Source organism: Amycolatopsis kentuckyensis, assembly GCF_041679295.1.
GTDB classification, from domain to species: Bacteria; Actinomycetota; Actinomycetes; order Mycobacteriales; family Pseudonocardiaceae; genus Amycolatopsis; species Amycolatopsis kentuckyensis_A.
Window position 1 is genome coordinate 70671 of the sequence record NZ_JBGDMD010000008.1, and the last position, 24126, is coordinate 94796.

Annotated in this window: 18 protein-coding genes, 1 tRNA gene and 1 pseudogene; 4 read left to right on the forward strand and 16 right to left on the reverse strand. The window is 69.4% G+C overall.

What is annotated here, in order from left to right:
* Nucleotides 1-18: 18 nt before the first annotated feature.
* Nucleotides 19-630, reverse strand: a complete 612-nt coding sequence (locus ACERZO_RS32555; protein WP_372669155.1) for a pentapeptide repeat-containing protein — start codon at nucleotides 628-630, stop codon at nucleotides 19-21.
* Nucleotides 631-673: 43 nt separating this feature from the next.
* On the opposite strand from ACERZO_RS32555, the gene ACERZO_RS32560 reads away from it, so the two are divergent.
* The 3 genes from ACERZO_RS32560 to ACERZO_RS32570 all read left to right on the forward strand — a co-directional run bounded on the left by ACERZO_RS32560 (nucleotide 674) and on the right by ACERZO_RS32570 (nucleotide 3532).
* Nucleotides 674-1567, forward strand: a complete 894-nt coding sequence (locus tag ACERZO_RS32560) for an ornithine cyclodeaminase family protein (protein ID WP_372669157.1) — start codon at nucleotides 674-676, stop codon at nucleotides 1565-1567.
* 194 nt (nucleotides 1568-1761) lie between these two features.
* Nucleotides 1762-2016, forward strand: a complete 255-nt coding sequence (locus ACERZO_RS32565; RefSeq protein ID WP_372669159.1) for a hypothetical protein — start codon at nucleotides 1762-1764, stop codon at nucleotides 2014-2016.
* Nucleotides 2017-2719: 703 nt separating this feature from the next.
* On the forward strand, nucleotides 2720-3532 hold the full coding sequence (locus ACERZO_RS32570; RefSeq protein WP_372669160.1) for a hypothetical protein: 813 nt from the start codon (nucleotides 2720-2722) through the stop codon (nucleotides 3530-3532).
* A gap of 60 nt (nucleotides 3533-3592) precedes the next feature.
* Here the strand turns inward: ACERZO_RS32570 and ACERZO_RS32575 are convergent, their stop codons facing one another.
* From ACERZO_RS32575 to ACERZO_RS32620, 10 genes and pseudogenes are all read right to left on the reverse strand, one after another.
* Nucleotides 3593-4159, reverse strand: coding sequence for a hypothetical protein (locus ACERZO_RS32575; protein WP_372669163.1), 567 nt, complete (start codon nucleotides 4157-4159; stop codon nucleotides 3593-3595).
* Nucleotides 4156-5760, reverse strand: a complete 1605-nt coding sequence (locus ACERZO_RS32580) for a substrate-binding domain-containing protein (protein WP_372669165.1) — start codon at nucleotides 5758-5760, stop codon at nucleotides 4156-4158. The genes ACERZO_RS32575 and ACERZO_RS32580 overlap by 4 nt, the downstream gene beginning before the upstream one ends.
* Nucleotides 5757-6884 carry a toxic anion resistance protein gene (locus tag ACERZO_RS32585; protein ID WP_372669167.1) on the reverse strand — a complete coding sequence of 376 codons (1128 nt, stop codon included), beginning with the start codon at nucleotides 6882-6884 and terminating at the stop codon, nucleotides 5757-5759. Before ACERZO_RS32585 ends, ACERZO_RS32580 begins: the two co-directional genes overlap by 4 nt.
* A gap of 1 nt (nucleotide 6885) precedes the next feature.
* Nucleotides 6886-7962 (reverse strand): hypothetical protein, encoded by a 1077-nt coding sequence (locus tag ACERZO_RS32590; RefSeq protein WP_372669168.1) that lies wholly within the window; start codon nucleotides 7960-7962, stop codon nucleotides 6886-6888.
* Nucleotides 7963-8046: 84 nt separating this feature from the next.
* Nucleotides 8047-9540 carry a carboxylesterase/lipase family protein gene (locus ACERZO_RS32595; protein WP_372669170.1) on the reverse strand — a complete coding sequence of 498 codons (1494 nt, stop codon included), beginning with the start codon at nucleotides 9538-9540 and terminating at the stop codon, nucleotides 8047-8049.
* Nucleotides 9540-10961 (reverse strand): ATP-binding protein, encoded by a 1422-nt coding sequence (locus ACERZO_RS32600; RefSeq protein ID WP_372669172.1) that lies wholly within the window; start codon nucleotides 10959-10961, stop codon nucleotides 9540-9542. Before ACERZO_RS32600 ends, ACERZO_RS32595 begins: the two co-directional genes overlap by 1 nt.
* Nucleotides 10958-12610: an FAD-dependent oxidoreductase gene (locus ACERZO_RS32605; protein ID WP_372669174.1), complete on the reverse strand. Its 1653-nt coding sequence runs from the start codon at nucleotides 12608-12610 to the stop codon at nucleotides 10958-10960. The genes ACERZO_RS32600 and ACERZO_RS32605 overlap by 4 nt, the downstream gene beginning before the upstream one ends.
* Before the next feature lie 10 nt (nucleotides 12611-12620).
* Nucleotides 12621-13547, reverse strand: coding sequence for a ribonuclease Z (locus ACERZO_RS32610; RefSeq protein ID WP_372669176.1), 927 nt, complete (start codon nucleotides 13545-13547; stop codon nucleotides 12621-12623).
* A gap of 13 nt (nucleotides 13548-13560) precedes the next feature.
* Nucleotides 13561-14130: an HdeD family acid-resistance protein gene (locus tag ACERZO_RS32615; RefSeq protein WP_372669179.1), complete on the reverse strand. Its 570-nt coding sequence runs from the start codon at nucleotides 14128-14130 to the stop codon at nucleotides 13561-13563.
* Nucleotides 14131-14288: 158 nt separating this feature from the next.
* A pseudogene (locus tag ACERZO_RS32620) lies at nucleotides 14289-16458 on the reverse strand (RICIN domain-containing protein).
* A 275-nt stretch (nucleotides 16459-16733) separates the two neighbouring features.
* Here ACERZO_RS32620 and ACERZO_RS32625 point away from each other — a divergent pair.
* Nucleotides 16734-16806: transfer RNA gene (locus ACERZO_RS32625), tRNA-Ala, on the forward strand.
* 737 nt (nucleotides 16807-17543) lie between these two features.
* Here ACERZO_RS32625 and ACERZO_RS32630 read toward each other — a convergent pair.
* The 5 genes from ACERZO_RS32630 to ACERZO_RS32650 form a co-directional block, all read right to left on the reverse strand.
* A complete protein-coding gene (locus ACERZO_RS32630) occupies nucleotides 17544-21134 on the reverse strand; it encodes a P-loop NTPase fold protein (RefSeq protein WP_372669181.1) in 3591 nt (1196 codons plus the stop codon).
* Between the two features lie 86 nt (nucleotides 21135-21220).
* On the reverse strand, nucleotides 21221-21922 hold the full coding sequence (locus ACERZO_RS32635; RefSeq protein WP_372669183.1) for a glycosyltransferase family 2 protein: 702 nt from the start codon (nucleotides 21920-21922) through the stop codon (nucleotides 21221-21223).
* A gap of 471 nt (nucleotides 21923-22393) precedes the next feature.
* A complete protein-coding gene (locus ACERZO_RS32640) occupies nucleotides 22394-22666 on the reverse strand; it encodes a hypothetical protein (protein ID WP_372669185.1) in 273 nt (90 codons plus the stop codon).
* A 117-nt stretch (nucleotides 22667-22783) separates the two neighbouring features.
* Entirely contained in the window at nucleotides 22784-23242 is a 459-nt protein-coding gene (locus ACERZO_RS32645) for a hypothetical protein (RefSeq protein WP_372669186.1), read from the reverse strand.
* Nucleotides 23239-23763, reverse strand: a complete 525-nt coding sequence (locus ACERZO_RS32650) for an RNA polymerase sigma factor (RefSeq protein ID WP_372669188.1) — start codon at nucleotides 23761-23763, stop codon at nucleotides 23239-23241. Before ACERZO_RS32650 ends, ACERZO_RS32645 begins: the two co-directional genes overlap by 4 nt.
* Between the last annotated feature and the right edge of the window lie 363 nt (nucleotides 23764-24126).

Consider the following 24126-nt stretch of genomic DNA (forward strand, 5'->3'; position numbering starts at 1 on the left):
TTCCCGGTCGGCCCGAGCCTACGCCCGGACGCGCAACCCCAGCGACGTGACGAGCACCGCAGCCTGTTCGGGTGACACGATCGCCCCCGCCAGGTCGGCGTTGACCGGGTCGAGCGCCGACAGGTCGCTGCCCCGCAGCTCCGCACGCGGCAGCTTGACGGCGTGCAGCGCCGCGCCCGAGAGGTCGACGTCGGCGAACACGGCGTCGCCGCAGTTCGCCCCGGTGAGGTCGGCTTCGCGCATCCGCACCCCGTGGAAGGCGACCGACCGCAGGTCGGCCCCCGCCAGCCCGGCGAACGACCAGTCGCCACCGGTGACCCGCAGCGGCCGCAGCTCGCACTCGCTGAACGTCGCACCGACGAGCTTGCACCCGGTGAACTCGGCGTCGAAGAAGTTGCACCGCTTGAAGGCGCAGCCGGTGAACGCCGAGTCCGTGTGGCGGGACGCGTTGAACCGCACGTTCCCGAACACGCAGTCGGTGAAGACCGAGTTCCGCGTCTGTGCCTCCGAGAGGTCGACCTCGAGGAACTCGCAGCGCACGTAGTGCCGTCCGGTGATCTCCTCTCCGTACCAGTCGTCGCGGACGAACCGCTGTTCTTCGACGGGTGGATCTTGCGTGGCATCGGGCACCCCGTCAGGCTAGCCGGAGCTTCCGACTCCGAAGGGTCCGCGCATGCTCGATGCCCAAGCCGTCCGGGAAGCCGTGCCGATGCCGGCCGCCGTCGACGCGGTCCGCGACGCCTTCCTCGACCTCGCCGCCGGCCGATTCGTGGTGCCGCAACGGTTGTCCTTCGGCGGCGGCACGACGCTGGTGATGAGCGCGTGCCACACGCCGACGTCGACGACGGTCGTGAAAACGCTCAGCCTGGTCGCCGGCCGGACCCCGATGATCCTCGGGACGCTCGTGTGGAACACGGCCGCGGGCCAGGTGGTCGCCGACGCGATCGAGGTGACCACCCTGCGCACGGGCGCGGCCTCCGGCGTCGCGACGGACCTGCTCGCCCCGCCGTCCGCCGGCCGCCTGGCACTCCTCGGCACCGGCGCGCAGGCCGCCGACCAGGTGCGCGCGGTGGCCGCGGTCCGCCCATTGAGCCGGCTGGCGGTGTTCGGCCGTTCGCGGACGCGCGCGCTCGCCTTCGCGGAGCGGATGGCCGCCGAGTTCCCGGACGTGACGACGCGGGTGGCGTCGTCGGCCGCGGACGCCGTCTCCGATGCGGAGATCGTGTGCTGTGCTACGTCATCTTCGACTCCTCTGTTCGATGTGGACGACTTGCCGGAGCGGGTTCACGTCAACGCGATCGGGTCGTACCTGCCTTCCATGCGGGAGCTTCCGGCCGGGTTGCTCGGGGGTGCCGCGTGTGTCGTGGTGGATCAGGTCGAGGCGGTGCTCGAGGAGGCCGGTGAGGTGATCCACGCGGTGGACGCCGGGTTGGTGGCGCGGTCTTCGTTGGTCGAACTCGGTGATGCGTTGCGGACGCCGCCGGCGGTGAGCGGGCGAACGGTGTTCAAGTCGGTCGGTCTCGCGGTGCAGGACTGGGCCATCGCGAGGTTGCTGGGATCGCGGTGACGGGCGCTTGCCCGAGGCTTCTCGGGGCTTTTCGGTCGCGTGAGAGCTCACGGAGCGTCCGAATGGGGCGGCGGAGAGCAACGAGGAGCGGCCGAACGGCGCAATCTTGCGGATTGAGCGTTTGATCGGTCACCCGATCCGGGAATTTTCCGGACATGTCTCCTTGGCGAACCACCACCAGACGGAACACGGCCGTGCGGGTCATCACGGCGATCGGCGCGATCTTCGCGGGGATCGAAGTTCTCTACATGATCATGGTGCTCGCCGGCGCCAATGCCGGCAACGCCTTCTTCATCTTCATCAAGTCGTTGGCTGTCCCTCTCGCGTTGTTCTGGCCGGGGCTGTTCAACGTGGACAACGGCAGCCTGCAAGTCATCCTCGACTTCGGCTTGGCCGCGGTGTTCTGGCTGGTCATCACCGGCATCATCGCCCGCTTCGCGGGCCGGTGACCGGCGGGCGACGTCGCCCTCCACGCTGCCACCTGCCGTCACTGCCCCCTCCGGTGGCGGCAGGTGGCTCACGATCCGCTCCCTGCTTGCGGATCGAGTACTGATGTCGCACGGAGGTGCGGGACAGTGAGCTGATCCCGCACCGGCCGCTTACGCGGCGGCCGCTGCGGAGGAACGTCCGCCGGCCGAGGCTGCGACCGCAGGAACGCATGCCGCCTCGACACGGAACGCCCGCTGGTGCGGGGAACGCCCGCCGCCTTGCCAACGGAACGCCCACTGGCGCCGGGCACACCCGCCGCCTCACCAACGGCACGCCCACTGGCGCCGGCAACACCCGCCGCCTTGCCAACGGAACGCCAACTCGCGCCGGGAACGGCCGCCGCCTCACCAACGGAACGCCCACCGGCGCCGGCAACACCCGCCGCCTTGCCAACGGAACGCACGCCGCCTCGTTGCCCCGCGGGGGACCCGTGGCCGGAGTCGGGTTGGCTGAAGGTTGGCGGCCGGGGCGGATGGGTACTGATGGCTGACCGCTGTCAGGAAGCCGGTGCCTGGCGGCTGTTGCACTCGGCGATGGGAAGCCCGTGGCCATTGGCCAGTGGCGCCGGGTAATCCGCTGCCGCCAATCCCCTGCCGCGTGAGAAACCTCCTTTTGCGTTACCTGGCGTCGGCGCTTCACCTCTCCTTGCGCGACACTGGACGGATGAGTGACGGCAGGTGGTTCGACGGCTGGTCGCCGTGGCCTGAGCTGGCCGGGCTGGCCGCGGCGGGGCGATCGCTGCTGCCGAACGTTCCCGTCACGCCCGGCGCGCTGGTGCGGACCGTCACCGAGCAGCTCGTCGGGCGGCGGCTGACCGCCAAGGTCGGGGACCGCGAGGTCGGCCTGACCCTCGCCGAACTCGACTACCCGGCCGACAGCCTCCGGCTGGCCACCGGACGCGTCGGCGACGTGCGCATCGTCGCCGAAGACGTCGACTGGCCCGAGCCCGAAGGCGGCAGCATTCCGCTGCGGCGGGTCACCGTGCTCGCCGAGGACGTCCGCCTGCGCTCACTCCCGACGCCCGCCGCCAAACCGGCCCGCGTGGACCTGCGGATCGCCGTCTCCGCGGATGTGCTCCGCGAAAGGGTGGCGCAGGTCCGGCCCGGGATCGTGGCCGCCCCGGCCGGCAGCGGGCTGCTCCAGATCCACTGGGCCAAGAAGCCCCACTGGGGCCACTTGACCCTCGAGGCCCAGGTGGCCGACGACGCCGTCGTCCTCGTCCCCCGGACGCTCCACATAGGACAACGACGACTGCGTCCACCGAGGCGCTTTCACCCGATCGTGCTTCCCCTGCCGGAACTCCCGCCGGGGATAAAGCTGACGAAGGTGGAGCCCCGGCACGACGAACTCGTGCTGCACACTGTCGCGGAAGAGTGGCCGGAACGGCTTTCCCGCATTCCTCTCGCCGATCTGTTGAGCTGGTTGACCACCGCAGCGGTGACCCTGACCTTGCCGAAACTCGGTTCGCGTCCATGACCTCGAAGCTACTCGAACGCGCGTTCGAACGTCATCACTCACAAGGGTAGGGCCGGAAACTCACACGTCCCGGTCTCGCAGATACCGCGTGTGATCGGCCTGCCGGTCGACGTCGGAGGCGTAGAACCGCTCGGCCACCCGATGCGCCTCAGTCTCGAGCAAACCCAGCTGGACCACCAATTCCTCACCCGCGCCGGCCCGCCGGGAAGCGAACCACCACGGCAGATTCAGGTAAGTCTCCAGCGACAGCGGCAAATCCGTCCGCACCAGCCGGACAAGAGAATGCTGGAGATCAGGATCAGCGGCCAGCCGCGCGGGATCCGACAGCAAGTCCCGCAGGATCGCAGCGATCCGCCCAACGGTGTCCACAGTAGACGCAGGCATCCGCGACGCCTGCGAAGAGACCCGCGAAACCAAGGTCTCCAAGGACGAAAGCAGCGAAGTCGAGAGGTCCGGCACCAACCGGACCTTCTCGGAAGGCGCCAGCAAAGCACCGGCCGAGTACAACGCCACCACGACGAACGGCCAGAACCACCCGACCACCCCGGTCACGTACAGCACGACGCCGATCAGGCCACCGACACAGCCGAGGAGGTTCTTGCCCGACCCCAGATAACGCAGCATCATTGGTACCCGCGGATTTCCTGGAAGACGTCGGACAGCTGGACCTTCCGCGCGTCGAACACCTTCCCGCCGGTCAGCGCGGCCACCTGCGTCAGCTCGTCGCTGCTCCCCTCCCCGAACAGCACGGTGAACACCGGAACCTGCTTCATCGCCGGCGGCAGCGACCCGAACGACGCCTGGAAATCCGCCAGGGACGAGCCGTTCGCGTTCTCGCCGTCGGTCATCAGGACGACGGACGTGAACCGGTCCGGATCGCGCGCCGCCAACGGTTCCAGCACCCGGTAGGCCTCGGAAAGGCTGTCGTAGATCGCCGTCCCGCCGTTGGCCGTCAGCCCCTCGGCGAACGCCTTGATGCGCGCCAGCTCGCCCGCAGGATCCTGCTCCGGCACAGTGAACGTCGAAGGCCGCGAAGGAACTGTGTTGAACGGCAGCATCGTCACCTCCTCCCGGCTCCGGAACCGCCGGAACCGGCCCGTCAGCGAGTTGTCCGCCCCCGTCAGCCCCACCAGCGCCGTCCGCAGCGAGTCGATCCGATCGCCCTTCATCGACCCGGACGTGTCCAGCACGTACAGCGTCCGCGACGGCCGCCGGATCTTGTCGAAGTACGCCTGGAGCAGCGCGTCCACCGCCTGCTGCGTCGCCGGGAACGGCAGCTCGACGAGGTCGCGCGAGGTGAACTGCGACCCTAGCGCCACGCCCGGCACGACCGGCCGCCGCTGGGTGGTCTCCATGATCCGCTTCTGGACGTCGGGCGTGCGCAGGTAGTCCGAAAGCCGCTGGTGCGCCGACCGCGCGTCGTCACCGGCGGAAGCGAGCAGGGACAGCGGGTAGTCCGCCGTGACGACGCCGTCGCTCGGGTAGACCAGCGTCAGCGGCTCTGGCAGCTTCCCGGACGCGTTCGCCGACAGCAGCACGGATTCGTAGTTGATCAGCCCGTCGATCGGGTCCGGGCCGGTCGCCCGCCGGATGTAGGCGTCCGACAGCCAACCCGAAGAGCCGGCCGAAAGCGCCTGGGCACTGAAGAACTGCGTCAGCTGCGGAGTCACCGAAGCGATCTGCTGGGCGTCGATCGCGTTGCCCGCGCCGGCCAGCGCCGAAGCGACGCCGACCAGCGCCGAGAACCCGGAGTTCGACGCCGACGGGTCCGTCATCCCGTAGCTGAACGCCTTCTTCCCGGCCTGCGCGGCGATCTCGCCCCAGCTCACCGGCTTGCCGGCCCAGCCGAGCCGCTGCACCACCGACGTGGCCAGCCCCAGCACCACCGGCGAGCTCATGATCTTGACCTGGTTGCCGAGCCGTTTCGCCGCTTCGGGAATCCCTGCGAGGTAACGGTTCGACGAGAACCACACGGCGTCGTACTTGCCGTCGACGCCGCCGTTGGCCAGCGCTTCGGCGCCTTCCAACGTACCGGTGAAGGTGAACTTGACCGTGACGCCGGTAGCGCGAGCGGCTTCGTCGAGCACCGGCTGCATGTCCGCCAGCTCGCTGCCCGCGAGGATCCGCAAGGTCCCCGGCTCGGGGTCCCCCAGCGGTGCGGACGACGAGCCGGAACACCCCGCCAGCAACGCGGCACCCAAGAAGAGCGCCAGCACCTTCCTGATCATGCTTCCCCCTCGTGCGAACGCCGCAGGTGGTCTTCGGCGCGGCGGATCTCGCCGGACAGCGACTCGACGGTCGCGGCCATCGTGCGGACGGCGTCGGCGCGGAACCCGTCGATCGCGTCGATCGAGGCGTAGATCCGGTCGAAGGACGCGCGGATCGTCTCGGTCGCGACGGCCGGGTCGCTGCTCGCCTTGCGGATCTCCGCGGACTGCAGGTCCAGCAGCTCGGTGTTGGCGCGGATCAGCCCGTCGGTGGTCGCCTGCAGCGCCGCGACCTCGTCGAGGACGTCCCGCTGGCTCGCCAAAGCCCCGCTGACCAGCAGTGCGACGCGCAACGCGGACACCGTCGTCGACACCGCCCGCTCGACGCCGCGGATCAGCTCGTCGTTGTTCTTGCGCACCAGATCCAGCGCGAGGTAGCCCTGTGCGCTGACGGCCAGCTGGGTCAGCAGGTCCTGGTGCCGCTGCCGGATCGGGTACAGCACGTCCGCACGCAACGCGTTGGCGCGCGCGGGATCCGTCAGGTCGAAGACGCCGGCCTGCGCTTCGATCGCGCCGTCGACGGCTTCGGCGAGGGCGGCCGCTTCGGCGAGCTTCCCCATCACCTTCCACAGCCGCTCGCGCTCACCCTTGATCGAGGCGTTGTCGCGGCGCAGCACGTCCTGGCGGCCGCGCAGGTCGACGACCAGCGCGTTGACCGGCTCGTTCGCCGCGCGGTAGCGGTCCAGCGCCCGCTTCGCGCCGGCCGCGGCCGGGAACATCCCCAGCAGCTTCCGGCCGGTGAGCGGCAGCTTCGCCGGGTCCAGCTCGGCGACCGTCCGGCGCAGGCTCGCGAGGCTCGTCGTGACGCCGTCCTGGGGCGACGCCGCGCTGCGCAACGACCGGTCGAGCATCGTCCCGGCGACCCCGGCCGCCGCGCGCATGTCGGCCTCGCCGACGGCCAGCAGCTCGTCGAGCAGGTCGGTGAACTCCGGCGAGCGGACGTCGAGGGCTTCGAGCCGGGACGCGAACTCCGAAGCGCGAACGGTGATTTCCGTCCGGGTACCGGAACTGAGCGTGATCAGCCCGGCGGCGCGCTCGGCCGGGATCGTGGTGACCGGCTCGGGCGGCGTGAGCGCGAAGTCCATGTCAGTACTGCTTGCCGACGGCGTCGAGCAGCCGCTCGAGGGTTTCGAACGACGGCGGTTCGACGGCGTCCACCAGGTCGGCGGGCACGTGGGCCGGCGCGGCGACCTCGGCGAACAGCTTCGGGTCGGTCGTGCGGAAGCCGAACGTCGCGGCGAGCTTGCCCAGCTCGGGGTCGGTCGCGAGGAGCTGCCCGACCTTGTCGCCGTCGCCGGTCAACGGCACCAGCGTGTGCTTCGAGTAGACCGTCGGCGCGGTGTAGAGCATCCGCATGTCCGGCCGGATCGAGCCGTCGCCGCTCACCACGCGGCCGACGAACTGCGACTCGTAGATCAGCGCCAGTGGCGTCTTCCCCATGCCCGCGGACAGGTAGTCCTCGAACGGCCCTTCGGTGCTGTTCTGCGTGTACCCCTGGTCGAGGAACAGCTTGGCCACCGACGGCAGCACCTTCGCCTCCTGGTCGGGCGTGCTGACGACGGCGTTCCCGTTGGCCACGAAGGAAACGATCGACAGGTACATCGCCGCGGAGTTCGACTCGCGCGGGTCGGTCGTCGTGACCAGGACGTTCTTGCGCGCCGGGTAGGCGGTGTTGCCGGGCAGCTGGTCCCAGCGCGTCCCGGCCTTCGCCAGGTCGAGGTACTTCGCGATGTCGAGGACGTCGTAGTCGCCGGCGCCCTTGTGCACAACCCCGTTGGCCCGCAACAGGGAAACGATCGGCTCGAAGGAGGCGACGGCCATCGGCGACTGGAACGGCGTGTAGACCGTGGTCACCTTGCGGTCGCGCTGGATCTTCTGCGCGGCGGGCGACGACGACGGGAACGCGAAGGCGTACTTCCCGAGGTCGACGGTCGTCGCGAGCTGCCGCGACCCGGCCGTGTCGACCTCGACCTTCAGGCCGTGGCGGGCGAAGGCGTCGACGACGCGCTGGTCGGTGAAGAAGGCCTGCTTCTCCGAACCGATCACCCCGCGCACCGTCGTCGTGGAGCCCGCGGCGCTGTCGTCGCCGCGACCCCAGACGATCACCCCCACGACGGCCAGCACCAGCACCACGGCCAGTCCGATCGACACCCGGCGTTTCACCTGAGCCACTCCCCTCGACGGGCCTTCGCTCATTGGACGCGGGAGCGGGCCGGTTCGAAGTGAACGGTGGGTGAAGGAACGGTCTCAGGTCACCGGGAACCAGGTCCCGGACGCCCATTCCGTGTCGCCCCAGGCTTTTCGCTCGTCGGACCGTGGATCGAGCACCAGATCGGTGTCTTCCCGGAAAACCAGCACCGGCCGGAGTTCGGGGCCGTAGGGCGGCCACTCCGGGCCGTCCGCGTCCGCGACGCCGTCCCGGACGAACCGCACCCAGGCGCGATGGATCAGCAACGCCGCGCGCTCGCGCTTCGGGTTGACAGCTGAGCCCTGTGAAGCGAGCGGCAACGGCGTCTTCCACGCCATCGTCGTCTCCGTGCCGTGGCCGCCGTCGAGCTGTTCGGGCACGCCGGGCGCGGCGATGTCGATGCGGTAGCGGTAGACGGGCGCGTGCACGGACTGCGCGTCGGCGAGCCGCTGCGTCGGGATGCCGTAGCGCTCGTCGCCCATCGCGGCGATCTTCGCGGACTTCAGGTCCGGGACGCGGCGAAGGTACGTCTCGAGAAGGTGCGAAGTGCCTTCACCGCCGAGGATGCTCTCGAGCACACCCGAAGCCGGCGCCGTCGCGACGTCGTCGCCGAGCATCAGCGCGTACGTGCTGCCTTCGTTGCTGTTGCAGCCGACCAGCAACGGGACTCCTGCCGCGCTCCCCCGCCGGATCGGCTCGATCGGCACCTCCGGCAGCACGCTCGGGTGCAGCGTCGGCCGCCAGAGCCACAACGCCTGCAGCCCGGACAGGATCCGTTCCTGCGCCTCGACGAACTCCTTGGCCGGCAACGCCCGCAAGGAGTCCAGGTCGTGGCAACCGACCTCGGAAAGGAGCCGCCGGGCCAGCGCGGTCCCGGCCTCCGGCGTCGCCACGTGGTCCGCGCCGCCGCTGCTGCTGATCGCCTGCGCGAACAGCCCTTGGCCCAGCGGGCTGCCCATCAGGTTCCCGACGCTCTTCGCGCCCGCCGAGACGCCGTAGACGGTGATCCGCTCCGGGTCCCCGCCGAACGCGGAGATGTTGCGGCGCACCCACTTCAGGGCCTCGACCTGGTCGAGGAACCCGCACACCCCGGCGTCCGCTTCGGACTCGCCGAAGATCCCGGCGAGGTGCAGGAACCCGAGCGAGCCGAGCCGGTAGTTGATCGTGACGACGACGATCCCGGCGCGCGCGAACTCCTCGCCGTCGCCCAGCTGCTCGCCGTGCCCGACGCGGTAGCCGCCGCCGTGCAGCCAGAACAGCACCGGCCACCCGCCGGCGGGCGCGGGGCCGTCCGGGGTGCAGACGTTGAGGTACAGGCAGTCCTCGTCGCACACCGCGGCCGGGTTCATCGGGTCCGGCGACTGCATCGCGTGTGGCCCGTACTCCGTCGCGACGTGCACGCCGCCCGACAACGACGGCGGCCGCGGCGCCTTCCACCGCAGTTCGCCGACCGGCGGCCGGGCGTACGGGATCCCGCGCCACACGCGGACGCCGTCACCCGCCAGCCCCACCAGCGCCCCGAGCTCGGTCGTGACCGTCGGGACGGATGCCATCAGAGCGAGGCCTGCTCGACCGTCGGCAGGCAGACCTCGAACCGGGTGTTCCCGGGCTCCGACTCGACGCGCAGGTCGCCCTGGTGGCGTTCGACGACGATCTTCCACGAGATGTCCAGGCCCAGCCCGGTGCCCTCGCCGACCGGCTTGGTCGTGAAGAACGGCTCGAAGATCCGCGGCTTGATGTCCGCCGGGATGCCGGGGCCGGTGTCGCCGATCTCGACGCGGATCTGGTCGTCGACGCGCCAGGTGCGCAGCGTCAGCGTGCCGTCGCCCTTCATCGCGCCGAGCGCGTTGTCGATGATGTTCGTCCAGACCTGGTTCAGCTCCGCCGGGTACGCCGGGATCTTCGGCAGGCTCCGGTCGTACTCCTTGACGACGCGGATCCCGGTGCCGACCTTGCCGGACAGCATCACCAGCGTGGAGTCGAGGCCGTCGTGGACGTCGACCCACTGGTGCGGCGCCCGGTCCATCTGGGAGTACTGCTTGGCCTTGCCGACCAGCGCGGAGATGCGCGTGGTGGAGTCCTCGATCTCGCCCATCAGCATCTCGGTTTCGAGCGCGTAGGCGAGCCAGCGGACGGCGCCGTCGATGAACGTGTCGCCGACCTGCTCGAGGACGTTGTCCAGGTCGGCCGTGGTCAGGCCGGCGCGGACGTAGATGTCCGCGAGGTCCCAGCCGCCGTCGATGCCGCGGTCGTCGAACCAGTCGCCGATCTCGTCCTCGCGGTCGGCCTGCTGCATCGCGGACAGCTTCTCGGCCTGCGCGACCTGCTTGACCAGGCGCTCCTGGACGTCGATGAGCTGGTAGAGCAGCTCGGGCTCGATGTCCTTCTTGGCCAGGAAGGCGAGCTTGTGGCGCATGCCGGCGACGCGTTCCCGCAGGGCGGATGTCGCCCGGACGGCGGCCGCGGCCGGGTTGTTCAGCTCGTGCGTCAGGCCCGCCGAGAGCTCACCCAGCGCCAGGAGACGGCGGCGCGACCCGATCACGGTGTCGCTGTTGCGCCACCCCAGGTACATGCCTTCCAGCAGGTGCGTCGCCATCGGGAACCACTTGCGGAACTCGACGGAGAACTCCTTCGACGGCAGCGCGAGCAGCGTGACGTCGGACAGCGCCCGCACGGTCGCGCCGTAGCGGTGGTCGTCGTCCTGGTGCACGAAGAACTGCGTCGCGCCGAAGTAGGCGCCGCGCTGGTCGGACCGGTTGGTCTCCACCTCGGTACCGCTGACCAGGCGCGTCATCCGGATGGCGCCGCCGAGCAGGACGTAGAAGCAGGTCGCCTCGCCGCCCTCGCTGATGATCGTCGAGTCGCCTTCGTACTCCTCGAGCACGGCGTTGGCGGCGACCCAGTCGAGCTGCGCCTCGGAAAGGTGTTCGAAAAGGAAGAGCCCGCGAAGCTCTTCCCGCGGCAGTGCGCTCATTGTTCCTCCAGGTACCGGTGTACCAGCGTCACGGCCATCGCGCCCTCGCCGACCGCGGACGCCACCCGCTTGACCGACTGGGACCGCACGTCACCGGCCACGAACACCCCGGGGATGGACGACTCGAGGTAGTACGGATCACGGTCGAGCGGCCAGCCCGCCGGCCGCTGCGCGTTCGCCGTCAGGTCCGGTCCGGTGCACACGAAGCCGTGCTCGTCGCGGTGGAGGCCCTCGCCGAGCCAGTCGGTGCGCGGGGCGGCGCCGATGAAGATGAACAGGTGGCCGGACTCGACGGTCTCGGTGACGCCGTTCTCGCACAGCGTGAGCCGCTCGAGGTGCTCGTCGCCGTGGGCCTGCTTGACCGTGGTGTGCGTCCGGACGTGGATGTTCTCGATGCCGGCGATCTGCTCGATCAGGTAGTGCGACATCGACGCCTCCAGCGACGAGCCGCGCACGAGGATCGTGACGTCGCTGGCGTGCCGGGAGAAGAACACCGCGGCCTGGCCGGCGGAGTTGGCGCCGCCGACGATGTAGACGTGCTCGCCCTTGCACTCGGGCGCCTCGGTCGCGGCCGAGCCGTAGTAGACGCCGCGGCCGGTGAGCTCCTCGATGCCCTCGGCCTCCAGCGCGCGGTAGGTGACGCCGCTGGCGAGGATCACCGAGTGGGCGGCGATCTCGCTGCCGTCGCCGAAGGTGACGACCCGCGACGAGCCGCGGGCTTCGAGGCCGACGACGTCGCGCGCGGTCAGCACCTCGGCGCCGAACTTCTGCGCCTGGCGCCGCGCCCGGTCGGTCAGCTGCGCGCCGGAGACGCCGTCGGGGAAGCCGAGGTAGTTCTCGATGCGGGAGCTGGTGCCGGCCTGGCCGCCGGTGGCCTTCTTCTCGACGAGCACCGTGCGCAGGCCCTCGGACGCGCCGTAGACGGCGGCGCCGAGGCCGGCCGGGCCGCCGCCGATCACGACGAGGTCGTAGAACTCCTGCGCCGGCCGGGTCGACAACCCGACCGCGTCGGCGATCTCGCTGCCGCTGGGGTTCTTGAGCACGGTGCCGTCGGGGGTGACGACGACCGGGATGTCCTTCTCGGTGGCTTCCGCGGCCTGCAGGATCCGGGCGCCTTCGTCGTCGTCGACGGAGAACCAGCGGTACGGGACGGCGTTGCGGGCGAGGAAGTCGCGCATCTGGAACGACGGCGAGTTGTACCGGTGGCCGATGAGCTTGACCTCCTCGACCGGCCGGTCGCCGACCGCCTTCCAGGTCTCGACCAGCGCGTCGATCACCGGGTAGAGCTTCTCCTCCGGCGGGTCCCACGGCTTGAGCAGGTAGTGGTCGACGTCGACGACGTTGATCGCCTGGATCGCGGCGTCGGTGTCGGCGTAGGCGGTCAGCAGGGCGCGACGGGCGTGCGGGAAGAGGTCCATCGCCTTCTCGAGGAAGGCGATCCCGTCCATCTGCGGCATCCGGTAGTCGGCGAGGATGGCCGCGACGGCGTCGCCGCGCAGCTTGATCTCCCGCAGCGCTTCGAGCGCGTCCATGCCGGAGTCGGCACGGATGACGCGGTAGTCCTTCCCGTAGCGGCGCCGCAGGTCGCGGGCGACCGAGCGGGACACGGCGGGATCGTCGTCGACGGTCATCAGGATCGGCTGGCTCACGCCATGCAGCCTACGGCGCGTCGTGCCCGGCTGGGGAGGACCGGCGTTTCGGCACCTGGACCCGCTCCAGGTCCTCGGCCACGACGATCTCGCCGTCGAACTCCGCCTTCGCCTCCTCCAGGAAGCGCGCCGGGTCGGGGTAGCGCTGCGAGAAGTGCGTCAGGACCAGCTGCCGGACCCCGCATTCGGCGGCGACGCGGGCGGCCTGCTGGGCCGTCAGGTGCCCGAAGTCCTTCGCCAGGGAGGTGTCCTCGGCGAGGAACGTCGCCTCGATGACGAGCATGTCGGCGTTTTCGCTGAGCGCGTACACCGCGTCGCAGAGGCGGGTGTCCATGACGAACGCGAAGCGCTGGCCGGGCCGGGGCGTGCTGACGTCTTCGAGACGTGTGTTGTCGAAGTGTCCCTCTCGCTGGAGCTTGCCGACGTCCGGTCCGGCGATGCCGTGCTCCTTCAGCTTCTCCGGGAGCATCGTGCGGCCGTCCGGTTCGGTCAGGCGGTAGCCGAACGCCTCGACGGGGTGGCTCAGGCGCCTGGCCTCGAGGGCGAACTTCCCGGTGGCGATCGGGCCGTCGTCGGTGATCGGGTGTTCGCGCAGGTCAGCCGTCTCGTAGAACGACGTCGCGTGCCGCAGCCGTTCGAAGTAGTGCGCGCCGGACGCCGGGAAGTGGGCGTGGACCGGGTGCCGGACCTTGTCCAGGGACAGCCGCTGGATCACGCCGGGCAGGCCGAGGCTGTGGTCGCCGTGGAAGTGCGTGACGCAGAGGCGCGTGATGTGGGTGGCGGCCACGCCCGCCCGCAGCATCTGGCGCTGGGTGCCCTCGCCGGGGTCGAAGAGGAGGCCCTCGCCGTCCCACCTCAGCAAGTAGCCGTTCTGGTTCCGGTGGCGCGTGGGCACCTGGCTCGCGGTGCCCAGCACCACCAGTTCGCGGGTCGACACCCCCGCACGCTACTCACGCGGCGGGCGTGGTGTCCCCCAGTTTGCGCAACCGGAAGGCCAGCACCAGCAGCATGATCCCGTAGAGCAGGGCGTAGATGCCGACGAGCAGCGCGATGCCGAACGCGCCGGCGATCGGGTTGATCACGATCAGGATGCCGGCGATCACGGAGAGCGCGCCGGCCGCGATGAGGAACGCCTCGCCCGTGATCTGCTTGCGCAGCCGGATCGCGGCGGCGATCTCCGCGATGCCCGTCACGATCGCCCACAGGCCGACCAGCAGGGCCAGCAGCAGAACCGTGATGCCGGGCCAGACGAGGACGAGGATTCCGGCGATGATGCCGAGCGCACCGAGGATTCCGTAGGCGGCGCGGTGGGCGGCGTCACCCGGGCGGAAGGCCTGCATGAGGCCACCGATGCCGTCGACGATCGCGTACACGCCGTACAGGACGGCCAGCACGAGCACCGTGGCGCCCGGCCAGATCAGCGCGAAGAGCCCGAAGAGCACGGCGAACACGCCGCGGACGGCGGCGATCGGCCATGCCTTGCGGGGCTCGACGACGGAGAACGCTGCGAAGGAGGTCATGGGTCGCTCCTCGGGTGTCGGGGCACCCAGTATCGCGGCAAAGCGCCTGACTGGCGCGGTTGACCACCCGTTCGGGCCATGCGTCCACTGTGTCCGGTCAGTGTGGACTTGGAGGACCGGCGTGCGCCGCGGCCGCCACCACGGCGCACGCCGGTTGCTCAGGGGTAACTCACCAGGTTCGACGGCCGGGTGCCGTCCGGGGTGATGTCACCGGTGTTGTTGATGACGTGGTTGATCCGGCCCTGGGTGCCCAGGGAGACGGTCACCATGTCGTGGAACCGCACGTTCGGGTTGTTCGGCGCCTCGAACGCGTGCGCGCTGACCACGGAGGGGTTGGTGCTGAAGAAGCAGTAGCTGCCCAGCCCCCACGCTTCGTGGCTGGTGACGTTCGGCCCCACCTTGTAGGCGGAGTAGCCGAGCGTCGACCCGTTCATCCAGCCGGCCTGGTTCGGCACGTCGTACGGCATTTCGTTCTGGAAGAAGTACGTCCGGCCGCCGTTGCCGTTCCAGACGACCTGCGTCTTCTGGTAGTGCTCGACGAACAGGCCGTACATCGTCACGTTGTTGCCGTTGACCGTGAGCCCGGTGTCGGCGGTGTTGGTGTTCCAGCCGACGTAGGCGTTGTTGTCGGCGTGGTCGGCGCGCCAGATCCACATGTGGTCGCCGATGACGTTGTTGCTGTTGACGACCAGGCTGTTCGTCGCCTTCCCGACGTTGGCGCCGCCGATGCGGAAGAAGACGTCGTGCAGCGACGTCGGGTTCGCCGAGTGACTCGCGGTCGAGCCGGCCGCCCTGCATGAGGGTGTTCGAGTTGGTCGTGCCGGCGTCGATCAGCAGGCCGGCGACCTTGACGCCGTCGACGTCGTCGACGTTCATCGCGGTGACACCGCCGTCCGGCACCAGCGTGGCGATGCCGAGCCCGAGCACGACGGTGTCCGGGCGGGTCACGTGCAGCGCCTGGTTCAGGTGGTAGACACCCGGCGTGACCAGCAGGTTCTTGCCGGCGGCGAGCGCGGCGTTCATGTCGGCGGCGGTGGCACCCGGCTTGGCGATGTAGAACTGGTCGATCGGGAGCGAGGTGCCGGGCGCGGCGCCGTTCGCCCAGCTGGTGCCGGCCGCGTTGGTCTTCACGCCCGGGACGAAGACCTGGTAGTTGCCGGAGCCGTCGATGTAGAGGAACGGCTTCTCGCGCACGACCGGCGTCTGGCCGACGGTGGTGTAGGGCGGCGCCGGGAAGGTGTTCGCCGGGGCGCCCTGGACGCCCGCGAAGACCATGTTCCAGTTGGAGCCGTTCCAGCTGCCGAACTGCGAGTTGCGGGAGATCCACTGCTGCTGCGAGCCGGAGCGGACCTGGCCGTCGATCTTGGTGTCGGAGATCCAGCCGCCGCTGGCCCAGCCGCCGTCGTCGAGCTGCAGGTCGCCGCGGACGTGCATGCGGCGGTACGGCGCGGCCTGGCTGACTGCCCAGCGATCGGCTCCCCCGTTCGGGGTCACAGACAGGTTCTCGGCGCCCCGCCAGAAGTTCTGGGTGGCGTTCTGCGGCGGGAACCAGTCGGCCTCGACGTGCACGGCGCCGTTGATGGTGACGGCGTCCGGGCTCAGGCCAAGCCCGAGGACCTGGGTGTAGAAGCCGACGTTGACGTCGTTGGCGTACGTGCCCGGCTTGAACATCACGGCGTAGCGCTGGCTGCCGAACTGGTTGCGTTCCTGCTGGCTGAAGATGCTGTTGAGCCGGCTCTGGATGGTCGAGCTCGACATGGAGGGGTCGAAGACGACGACGTTCGGGCCGAAGTCGGGCTGGCCGGGCTGGGTCGTGTTCACGGGGTTCAGGGTGAAGGACTGGGCGGCGGTGCCGTTGCAGGAGTATTGCTGGAGCTGGACGTCGCTGGTGGAAGCGCCGGGAACGTCGAGGCACTTCCCGCTGTTGCGGCTGACGAAGTGGTAGCGGCCGTTGCCTTCGTCGACGGCCTGCCACTGCTGGTTGGCCCCACCTCCATAGGTCCAGAGCTGGAGCAGGCCGCCATCGGCAGTGGAGACGTTCGCGACATCCCAGGCGGCGGCCGGGTTGCCGCGCGCGTTCACCCGGAAGTAGCCGTCACCGGTGGACTGGAACTGCCACTGCTGCGAGCCGGTCTGGTTGCAGGAGTACTGCTGCACGACGGTGCCGTCGGCGGTCCCGGCAGCCCGGGCGTCGACGCACTTGCCACTGTTGGCGGCGGTCACGGTGTACCAGCCATCGGGGGTCACGGCCGCTTGGGCGCTTGTCGCGGTCGCAGCGCTCCCGACCAGCACAGCCGCTGCGGCGAGCAACGTCATCACCCTCTTCATGCGAAACCTCCTCTGCCGCGCGGGGCGGCGTTCGTAGAGCAGGAAACGGCAGAGGCGTGCCCGGTCTGGGTAGACGCGGCGTAACGGGCGGGGACCTCGGCGTCACAACCGCGCAAAATGTAACGGCGGCCACACCGGGAGTCAATACACGACTAAAAATAAGGTGTAAAGACTCAGGTCAGAGGGTTGTCGTTGCCGTGGGGACCCCCGCGTGGAGGGGTGTTGGGCGGGGTGTAATGTATGGACACACGAGATGCGGAGTTCAACTTCGCTCCGGGGCTATGGCGCAGCTGGTAGCGCACCTCACTGGCAGTGAGGGGGTCAGGGGTTCGAGTCCCCTTAGCTCCACATCGTACGAAACCCCTTCGTTTCAGCCGTTTTGGCTGGTCGGAGGGGTTTTCTGCATTCCGGGTTCGATGTCCGGTGATCGTTGTGTGGCGTGATCTTGTGGTCCTCGTGGGGCAAAACCGGAGCACTGCCCCAGCCCCGACACGGCGTCGGCGTGGTGTTCCAGCTGCTCCCGGCCCCGGCCGGCGAGTGACCCCCACCGTGGCGAGCGGAGGACAACCGGCGCCCGTTTCCACCGTCGGCCACGTACGGTGACGGCGTCGGCGGTGGCGGGGTCGCCGTATGGCTCCTGGCCCCACTCGGTCACGCCCAGCGCCGTGATCACCCAATGACAGGGCCCCGAACTTCGGCAGGATGTGACACCGCAGCCGACTCCGATAACTCTCGATCGTCCGCGGATCCAGATCCAGCGACCGGAACCACCGCACCAGACTGCGAACAACGAAATGTTGCCCCCAACAGATGTAGTTCCCCACCGGAGACATCACCAGCGGCCGCTCCTAACGACGATGCAGGCGCCGGCCGGCATCCAGGAAGCACAGACCGGACGACCGATCCGTACGAACTCTCGTAGCCGCTGGAAGTGCGTCCGCAATTCTCCGAAAGAGCAAGTCGTCGGATAGCGATTCCGGCCGAACTAACGCGCCGGACGGGTGCAGCGACGAGGTGCCGGCTGTGAGGGGCGCGAACCACGCCTCCGAAGTGCGTGGTGTCATCGGACGAAGGGCTGCACGCTCTCACCCCAACGGGCGTTGCCGATCCAGTGCGCTGACGATCTCGCCCGCGGGGAACGACAGCCTGCCGACCGGGACCACCCATTCCGCCCACGCGCCGATCGGCTCGGCTAGAGGCAGGTTCCGCCGGGCCGCTTCCTCTCCGGCCGTGCGCAGACCGTCGAGCATCGCCTGCCACTGCTGTGCCCGCGCGTGCTTCATCACCGGCTCCGCGGGGTTCTCCCACACCGTCGTTCGGACCGGTCGCAGCGCGTCGAGGAACTCCGGCCACGACATACCGGGCCGCTCGGCGGCGGTGTGGTGCAGGTGTACGAGGAACGCAGGACCGAGCGCCGGGTATGCGACGAGCGCAGCCAGCAGCACAAGCCCCGCCCGGTAAGAACGGAAAACTACCCCGTCGACCGTCGTCTCCGCGAGGTCGGTGTGCCGGTGATCTCGGCGGATGGCGGTCAGCAGGCCGTAGCTGTTGGTGAGCCGCTTGACAGCGCGGGGCGTTGCCACGAGCAACGGCGGGCCAAGGATGTCCAGCAATGTCAGCTCTTCGGGCTCCAGGGTGAGGGGGTCGACGCGTTCCACGGGCCGCGCAGCAGGCAACGCCGCCCCGGCGGCTGGGAGACCCCGGTCATCGACAGCAGCCTCGGCGCGCGGCGGCACAGTGCCGGCGCGAGTAGCCTGTTCGCGACCGACCGCTGCCGGCTGGGAAGCGCGCGTCCCGACAAGCGTGCGCAGGAGCCGCTGGTAGCCGACAGTCTCCATGGGTGGCAGGGTCAACACGACCTGGAAGATCTTCTCGAGGTACTGCGCGGGCGAGGACTGCCGAAGCGCCTCGTCATCGGGCTCGTCGAAAAGGCCCCGATAATGGGACCCGATCGCCCGCAGTAGCCACCGCGGGTCCACCGCGACGACGACCACGAACAGATCGACGGCGAGCAGAAGATGGATCGCCTCCAGAGTCTCCACCACGCGCCGCGGCGGGCACCGGTCGAGGTCGTCAATGTAGATAATGATCCGATCAATGCGCGGCAGCGTGTCGCCCGCCTCGTCGCGATCCGCCTCGTCCTCGTCGTCGGCAGACTGCATCAGGAGGGCAGCCATGCGGTGGAAGTCCTCGCGGATCCGCGTCATCACCCCGAGCCTGCCGCGGTAGTCGCTGTCCTTGACTCGGTCGGTGACCAGCCCGGCCAGCTGTCCCGCCGCGGTCAGATTCTGCTCCTCCCGCGCCAGTTTGGCGACCTCGGCCGCCGCAACGTCGACTGCGGTGCGCAACCGTTCCTGTTGGGCCTCGGCAACGCGCGCAGCGAAGCTCCATGCCGGCGCGGCCCTATCCTTCGCCGTCGCACGCAGCGCCACCAGTACACCGACCACCGTGGACACTGCGGGCAGGGCGGCCACCACCGGTAACAGAAAGAGCACGGACACGGTCGCCACGAGCCCGACTACCAGCACCGCCCAGGTCACCGGCCGGAGGCTGCGCAGGAACCGCTGCCACCTCTTGGTGTTGTCCCGCGCGAAAGCGATTGTTCGGGTCGCGTCCCGATACACCGACTCCGCCCGGTCACCTGCCAGGATCCGCAGCTCCGCACGCTGCTCGTCGGACAACCCGACCCAGGACCCCTGGTCGTCGCGTTCAGCCTTGGCCAGCTGCTGCCGGAGCGCCTCGTGCCGGGCACGGGCCGCCTGATGCCGTGCACGCACCCCGTGCTCAGCCACCAGCTCGGCGGTGAGCCGCGAGTGGCGGCGTTGTTCCGCAGGCGCGTCACCGTCTGGTGGCGCTGCCAGCTGTGCGAACAGTTCAGCCACGAGGCTTGCCCACAAGTCAGTCTCGGCGTAGTGCCACGCGTTGAACCGGATCTGGCGCACCGCACTATGGGCGAGCGAGTTGCCTGACCTCGCGGTCGCATCCACTTCCTGCCACAGCAGCGATAGGAAGTGGCTCTTGCCCGCGCCCCAGTCCCCAAATAGACCGACCGCGAGCGGAGGCCGCGCCGTGCGCGCGGTGATCAGCTCGGCGAGCGCGGTCGCATCGGTATCGCGGAAAAGCTCATCGACGGTGTGGGCCGCGTCGGACTGGTAGGACGGAAGCCTCGGTACTGGCCGGTCGGTCACGACCTCCCATAGCCGTACCGTCGCCTCGGACCCGCCCGTCGCCAACACAGGTTTCCCGTCCACCGCTTGCCAATCCATCCACAGCACAGCGTGGGTGTGCCGAGGGAACGGCTTCGCGATTTCAGTGTGAGTGAACGGGTCCCAGAGCCGCACGGTGCCGCCGGCGTCACCGGTGGCGAGCACGAGCCGGCCGCCGATCCGTGCCCACGCCCCGCACCGGACGGCGCTGGTGTGTCCGGACAGGGTGGCGAACAGACCACCCGTCTCGCCCTCGATCAGAACCACCTTGCCGTCCTCCCCACCGGTCGCGAGTATCGGCAGCCCGGCGGCGGTCGTCCAGGCCCCCCACCACGACGGCCCCTCGACCGTCACCCCCGGGAGCGTTGTGCCGTCCGGCCGCCACAACCTTACGGATCCGCTCTCGTCACCGACGGCGAGCTGCGGCGATCCCGGTTCCGGGGCCCACGCGCCCCACCGGACGGCTGCGCCGAAGTCCACGGACACGGGGTGGGAATCGGCGTCCCGGAACCAGAGGCGCACAAACGGGTAGTCTCCGCCGGTCGCGAGTACTGGCTGCCCGTCGACTCGTCCCCACGCTCCCCACCGGAGACCCGAACCGTGGCTCTGCAGCGATGAGTGCCTCGACGGCATGCCAGAGTCCCACAGCCGCACCGATCCGGTGCTGCTCCCGGTCGCGAGGACGGACCGACCGTCGAACTCGGCCCAGGTGCCCCACCAGACCTGCCCGTTGTGGCCGGTGAGCGGTGAGCCGATCGCTGTGCCCGTCACCGGGTTCCAGAGGATTACCGTGGAGTCGTGCGAACCCGTCGCCAGCACCGGCTCGCCGTCGATCTCTCCCCACTTTCCCCAGGAAACCGAATCTGTGTGCCCGGAGAGGATTGTCGCCTCCCCGGTGTGGGGATCCCACAGCTGCACCCGTTCGTCGTCGCCGGCGGTCGCCAGCACCGGCCTGCCGCCGACCGCGCCCCATCGGCCCCACCACGCCCGGCTCTGATGGCCGGTGAGCGGAGCGCCGAGTGGCAGGCCACGCAGGTCCTCCCACGGCGGTACGGATTCGGGCGCGGACAGCCACGCCATAGCCGCTCCGTTCCCAATCTCGACGGAGAGCCACGCCGACTCGTCGCGTGCCCACGCCAGCCGGAACGTCGCGGCCGACACGATCACGGTGAGCCCACCCGCGGTGGTGTGTGGCTCGCCTGCGGCGGACAGCCACGCCATCAATGCGTCCGGCTGGTCGGTGTTGTCCTCGATGTGGATTGCGACGACGACCCCGGACCTCCTGGAGCGCGTGCCCGTGCGGTAAGCCCGCGCCAGTGCCTCGGGAAGCCGGCCGACGAGCACACCGATATCCTCCGGCGCAGGTACCGCGATGAAGCCCTGAACACTGTCGTTGTCCTGCGCCGTGGGTAACGACAGCCCCACCTCGTCGAAGGCACGCAGCACCGCCCGCCACGACACTCCCGGCATGGACCCTGCTCTGCGCCCGACAACGCTGACGGCCACATAGGCCGTCCAGGTTGGTGCCACGTTCGCATTCCTTTCCTGGGCCGACGTCACCAGCGGTCACGCAGAGACTGCGTGGAATTGTAGAACCGGATTTCCTCATCGGACAGGAACAGTGGCGGCGGCGCCTGGTACCAGCCTTCACCGTCCCCGGATCCCGAAACGGGCTCGAAGTGCCAGGTATTGCCAGAGTGGCGGACACAGACGAAGATCCCGTCGCTTTTCACTCTGGCCAATCGCGCGCCCTTTCGGACGAGTTCGGTGAGCATGCCGACGTCCTCGCCTAAGGAGACATCCCGGTAACCGGCTGACCGCTGCCACGCGGCTCTGGTAAACGCGAGCGTTCCGCACACAACGCTGTCGAGGTAGTTCAGCCGGAGCCTGGCCGACCTACGCCAGAACCGGCGAGCCGGGACGTCGTACAGGTAGTCCCAGAGCAGCGCCGACACCTCGGCGTCGCCACGAGCAATCGGTTCGACCTGTCGTCGTAGCCGGTGGCTGCCGTACCAGTCGTCGTCATCCCATTGCACGAGGACGTCCCCAGCCGCCGCCTCGCAGGCGAACTGCCTCGTCCAGCCGATGCTCCTACGGACGTCCAACCGGTGGTACCGGACGACATCACCGGCCGGAATCAGGTCGGCGATCGGGTCTGTTCCGGTATCGACGACGATCAACTCACAATTGTTGTAGTCCTGGCCGAGGAAGTGGTCGATGGCACGCCGGGCGAGCTGTCGCCGGTCGCTGGTGGGCATTAGGCAGGAAACTGCCGGAAGCCGATCCCGGGACTGGTCCACGATGTCCAGAGTCTGCACAGTAGTACTCCGCCTGTTCGAGGGCAGCGTAGGTGCTGATTCTTGCAAACTCGGTCACCGCATACCTCCCCGCCACACCCAAACCGATCGTCCACGGCGCCGGTGTCGTGAGTAGTCGCGCCGGACCCCGTCGCCGTTACACACCGGATCACCGTGCGTGACCGCACTCTTCTGTCGCAGGCCGGTCGACGGGCGGCGTGACGCGCGCTCATGCCGATGAGCGGACGCAACAACCCCGTCAGGCTGTCGAGCGCTTCGGTGACCGAAAACAGCGCCAGGCGCTCGGCTGGTCCGGCGGCGATCGCCAGCGGAGTGTGCCGGAACAGCTGTGCCATTCGGCGCCCGTGTGTCCCCGTGGCTTCGCTCGCCGCAGGAACGAGGCGTCGCAGATCCGCGTACAACGCGTACGTCTCATCGGCCAGAAGCGATGGCATCGCAGCCGAGCTGCCACATGTCGTAGTTGCCGTACTCTGCCGTGCTCTTGGCCACCGCTTGAGCCGCGGTGATGAAGTCGTCGACCACCGGTGACAGCTGCAAAGTCGCCACCGCGAGGCATACCTTGTCCGGCCCCAGATCCGGGACGCGCACGTAGGTGACCTCCGGGTGCGTGTAGAAGACGGTCGCCGAGCGCGTCAGGAACGAGATGCCCCGGCCGGCGGCGACGTGCTCGAGCGTTCCGTCCACGCCGCGCACCAGGCATCCGGCGTTGAGGTGCGGGCGACTGGTGGGCTGCGTGCTCGCGTCGGCGTGTCAAAGCAGCGGTCCGCCCACGCGCGCCGCCGGGATCGGGCGGCAGAGAGATTATTCCGGTCGCCGGCTCAGCTCTTCTCGGCGCCGGAGGAGTGCTGCACGATCACGGTGAGCGGCGCGCAGCCCCACCAACGCGACGCCGCCGAGCACGAGCACTATCAGAAGGAGTTCAGGCTCGACGCGGTGCCGCAAGGTCGTGATGACCAGGACGCCGACGGTGAACAACAGCCAGGCCACGATCCCCAGCCAGGCGGCGACTACGCGATCGCGGGCGAACAGCGGGGCCCGGCGCGTCACCGCCCAGGTGCCGAACGTCGCCCAGCCCACCCCGATCGCCACGAGCACGGCGAACGCGACCTTGGTGCGCGGGGGAAGCCCCGGCTCGGTTGCCCACAACAGCCCGACCACGCCGCTGCCCAGCAGCCCCGCCAGGGCCACGATCACGTAACCTACCCGTCGCCGCAGCGACAGCGGCTGCTCGAGCCGCTTGACCACCTCGTCCGGCGTCATGCCTCGTACTCCTTTCGCGTCAATTCGTCCCGCAGCAGCCTCCGGGCCCGGTTGAGCCGCGACTTCACCGTGCCGACCGGCACACTGCAGATCTGGGCACACACCTCCAGGGGGAGGTCCTCGAGGTAGAACAGCAGCAACACCTCGCGTTCTCGGACCGGCAGCGCGCCCAAAGCGTCCGCGAGCACCTGCCGGTCAGCGAGCGTGTCGACCTCGTCCGGGCCGGACGGCTCCTCCGACGCGTCGGGTTCGGGCGTGGGTTGGCCGTAGGTGTCACGCAGCCTGTTCATCACGGCGCGGCGGGCGATGGTGAACAACCACGGCGGGAACCGTTCAGGCTGCCGCAGTCTGGGCAGCCCTTTGAACACCGCCAGCCACACTTCTTGCACGACGTCGTCGTCCGGGCCGGCCAGCATCCGCCGGACGTAGCGTTCGACTGTCCCGTGCCAGCGGTGCACCAGCTCGGAGAACGCGTCGCGCTCGCCCAGCCGGCACCGCACGATCAGCAGTTCATCGCTCATCTGCCCTCCTTCTCGTGTTCAGTCGACGAGGACACGCGAAAGGTTCACGGCACTGCATGAGAGCAATCTCCCGGCCCCGCCCCACCTCCGGGCGACAGCCGCCGAGCACGACCTCGGCGCTTGTCTCCGCCGCTACCGTCGCAGGCCGGGAGTCGTCGGGGCCTACTTCGCCTTCGCGCCGCTCCCGGGCGCACTCGCGCTCGGAATCCGTGAAGGAGACACGATCGCAACGCTGGCCATCGTGCTGTTCGTGTGGCCGCCACTGTTCCTGTGGTGGTGCGTGTCGACGCGGAAACGCCTCGACGGCCGCATCTACGTCTTCGGCGGAAGCCGCCGGACATCGTGCTGTCCGGGGTCAACCAC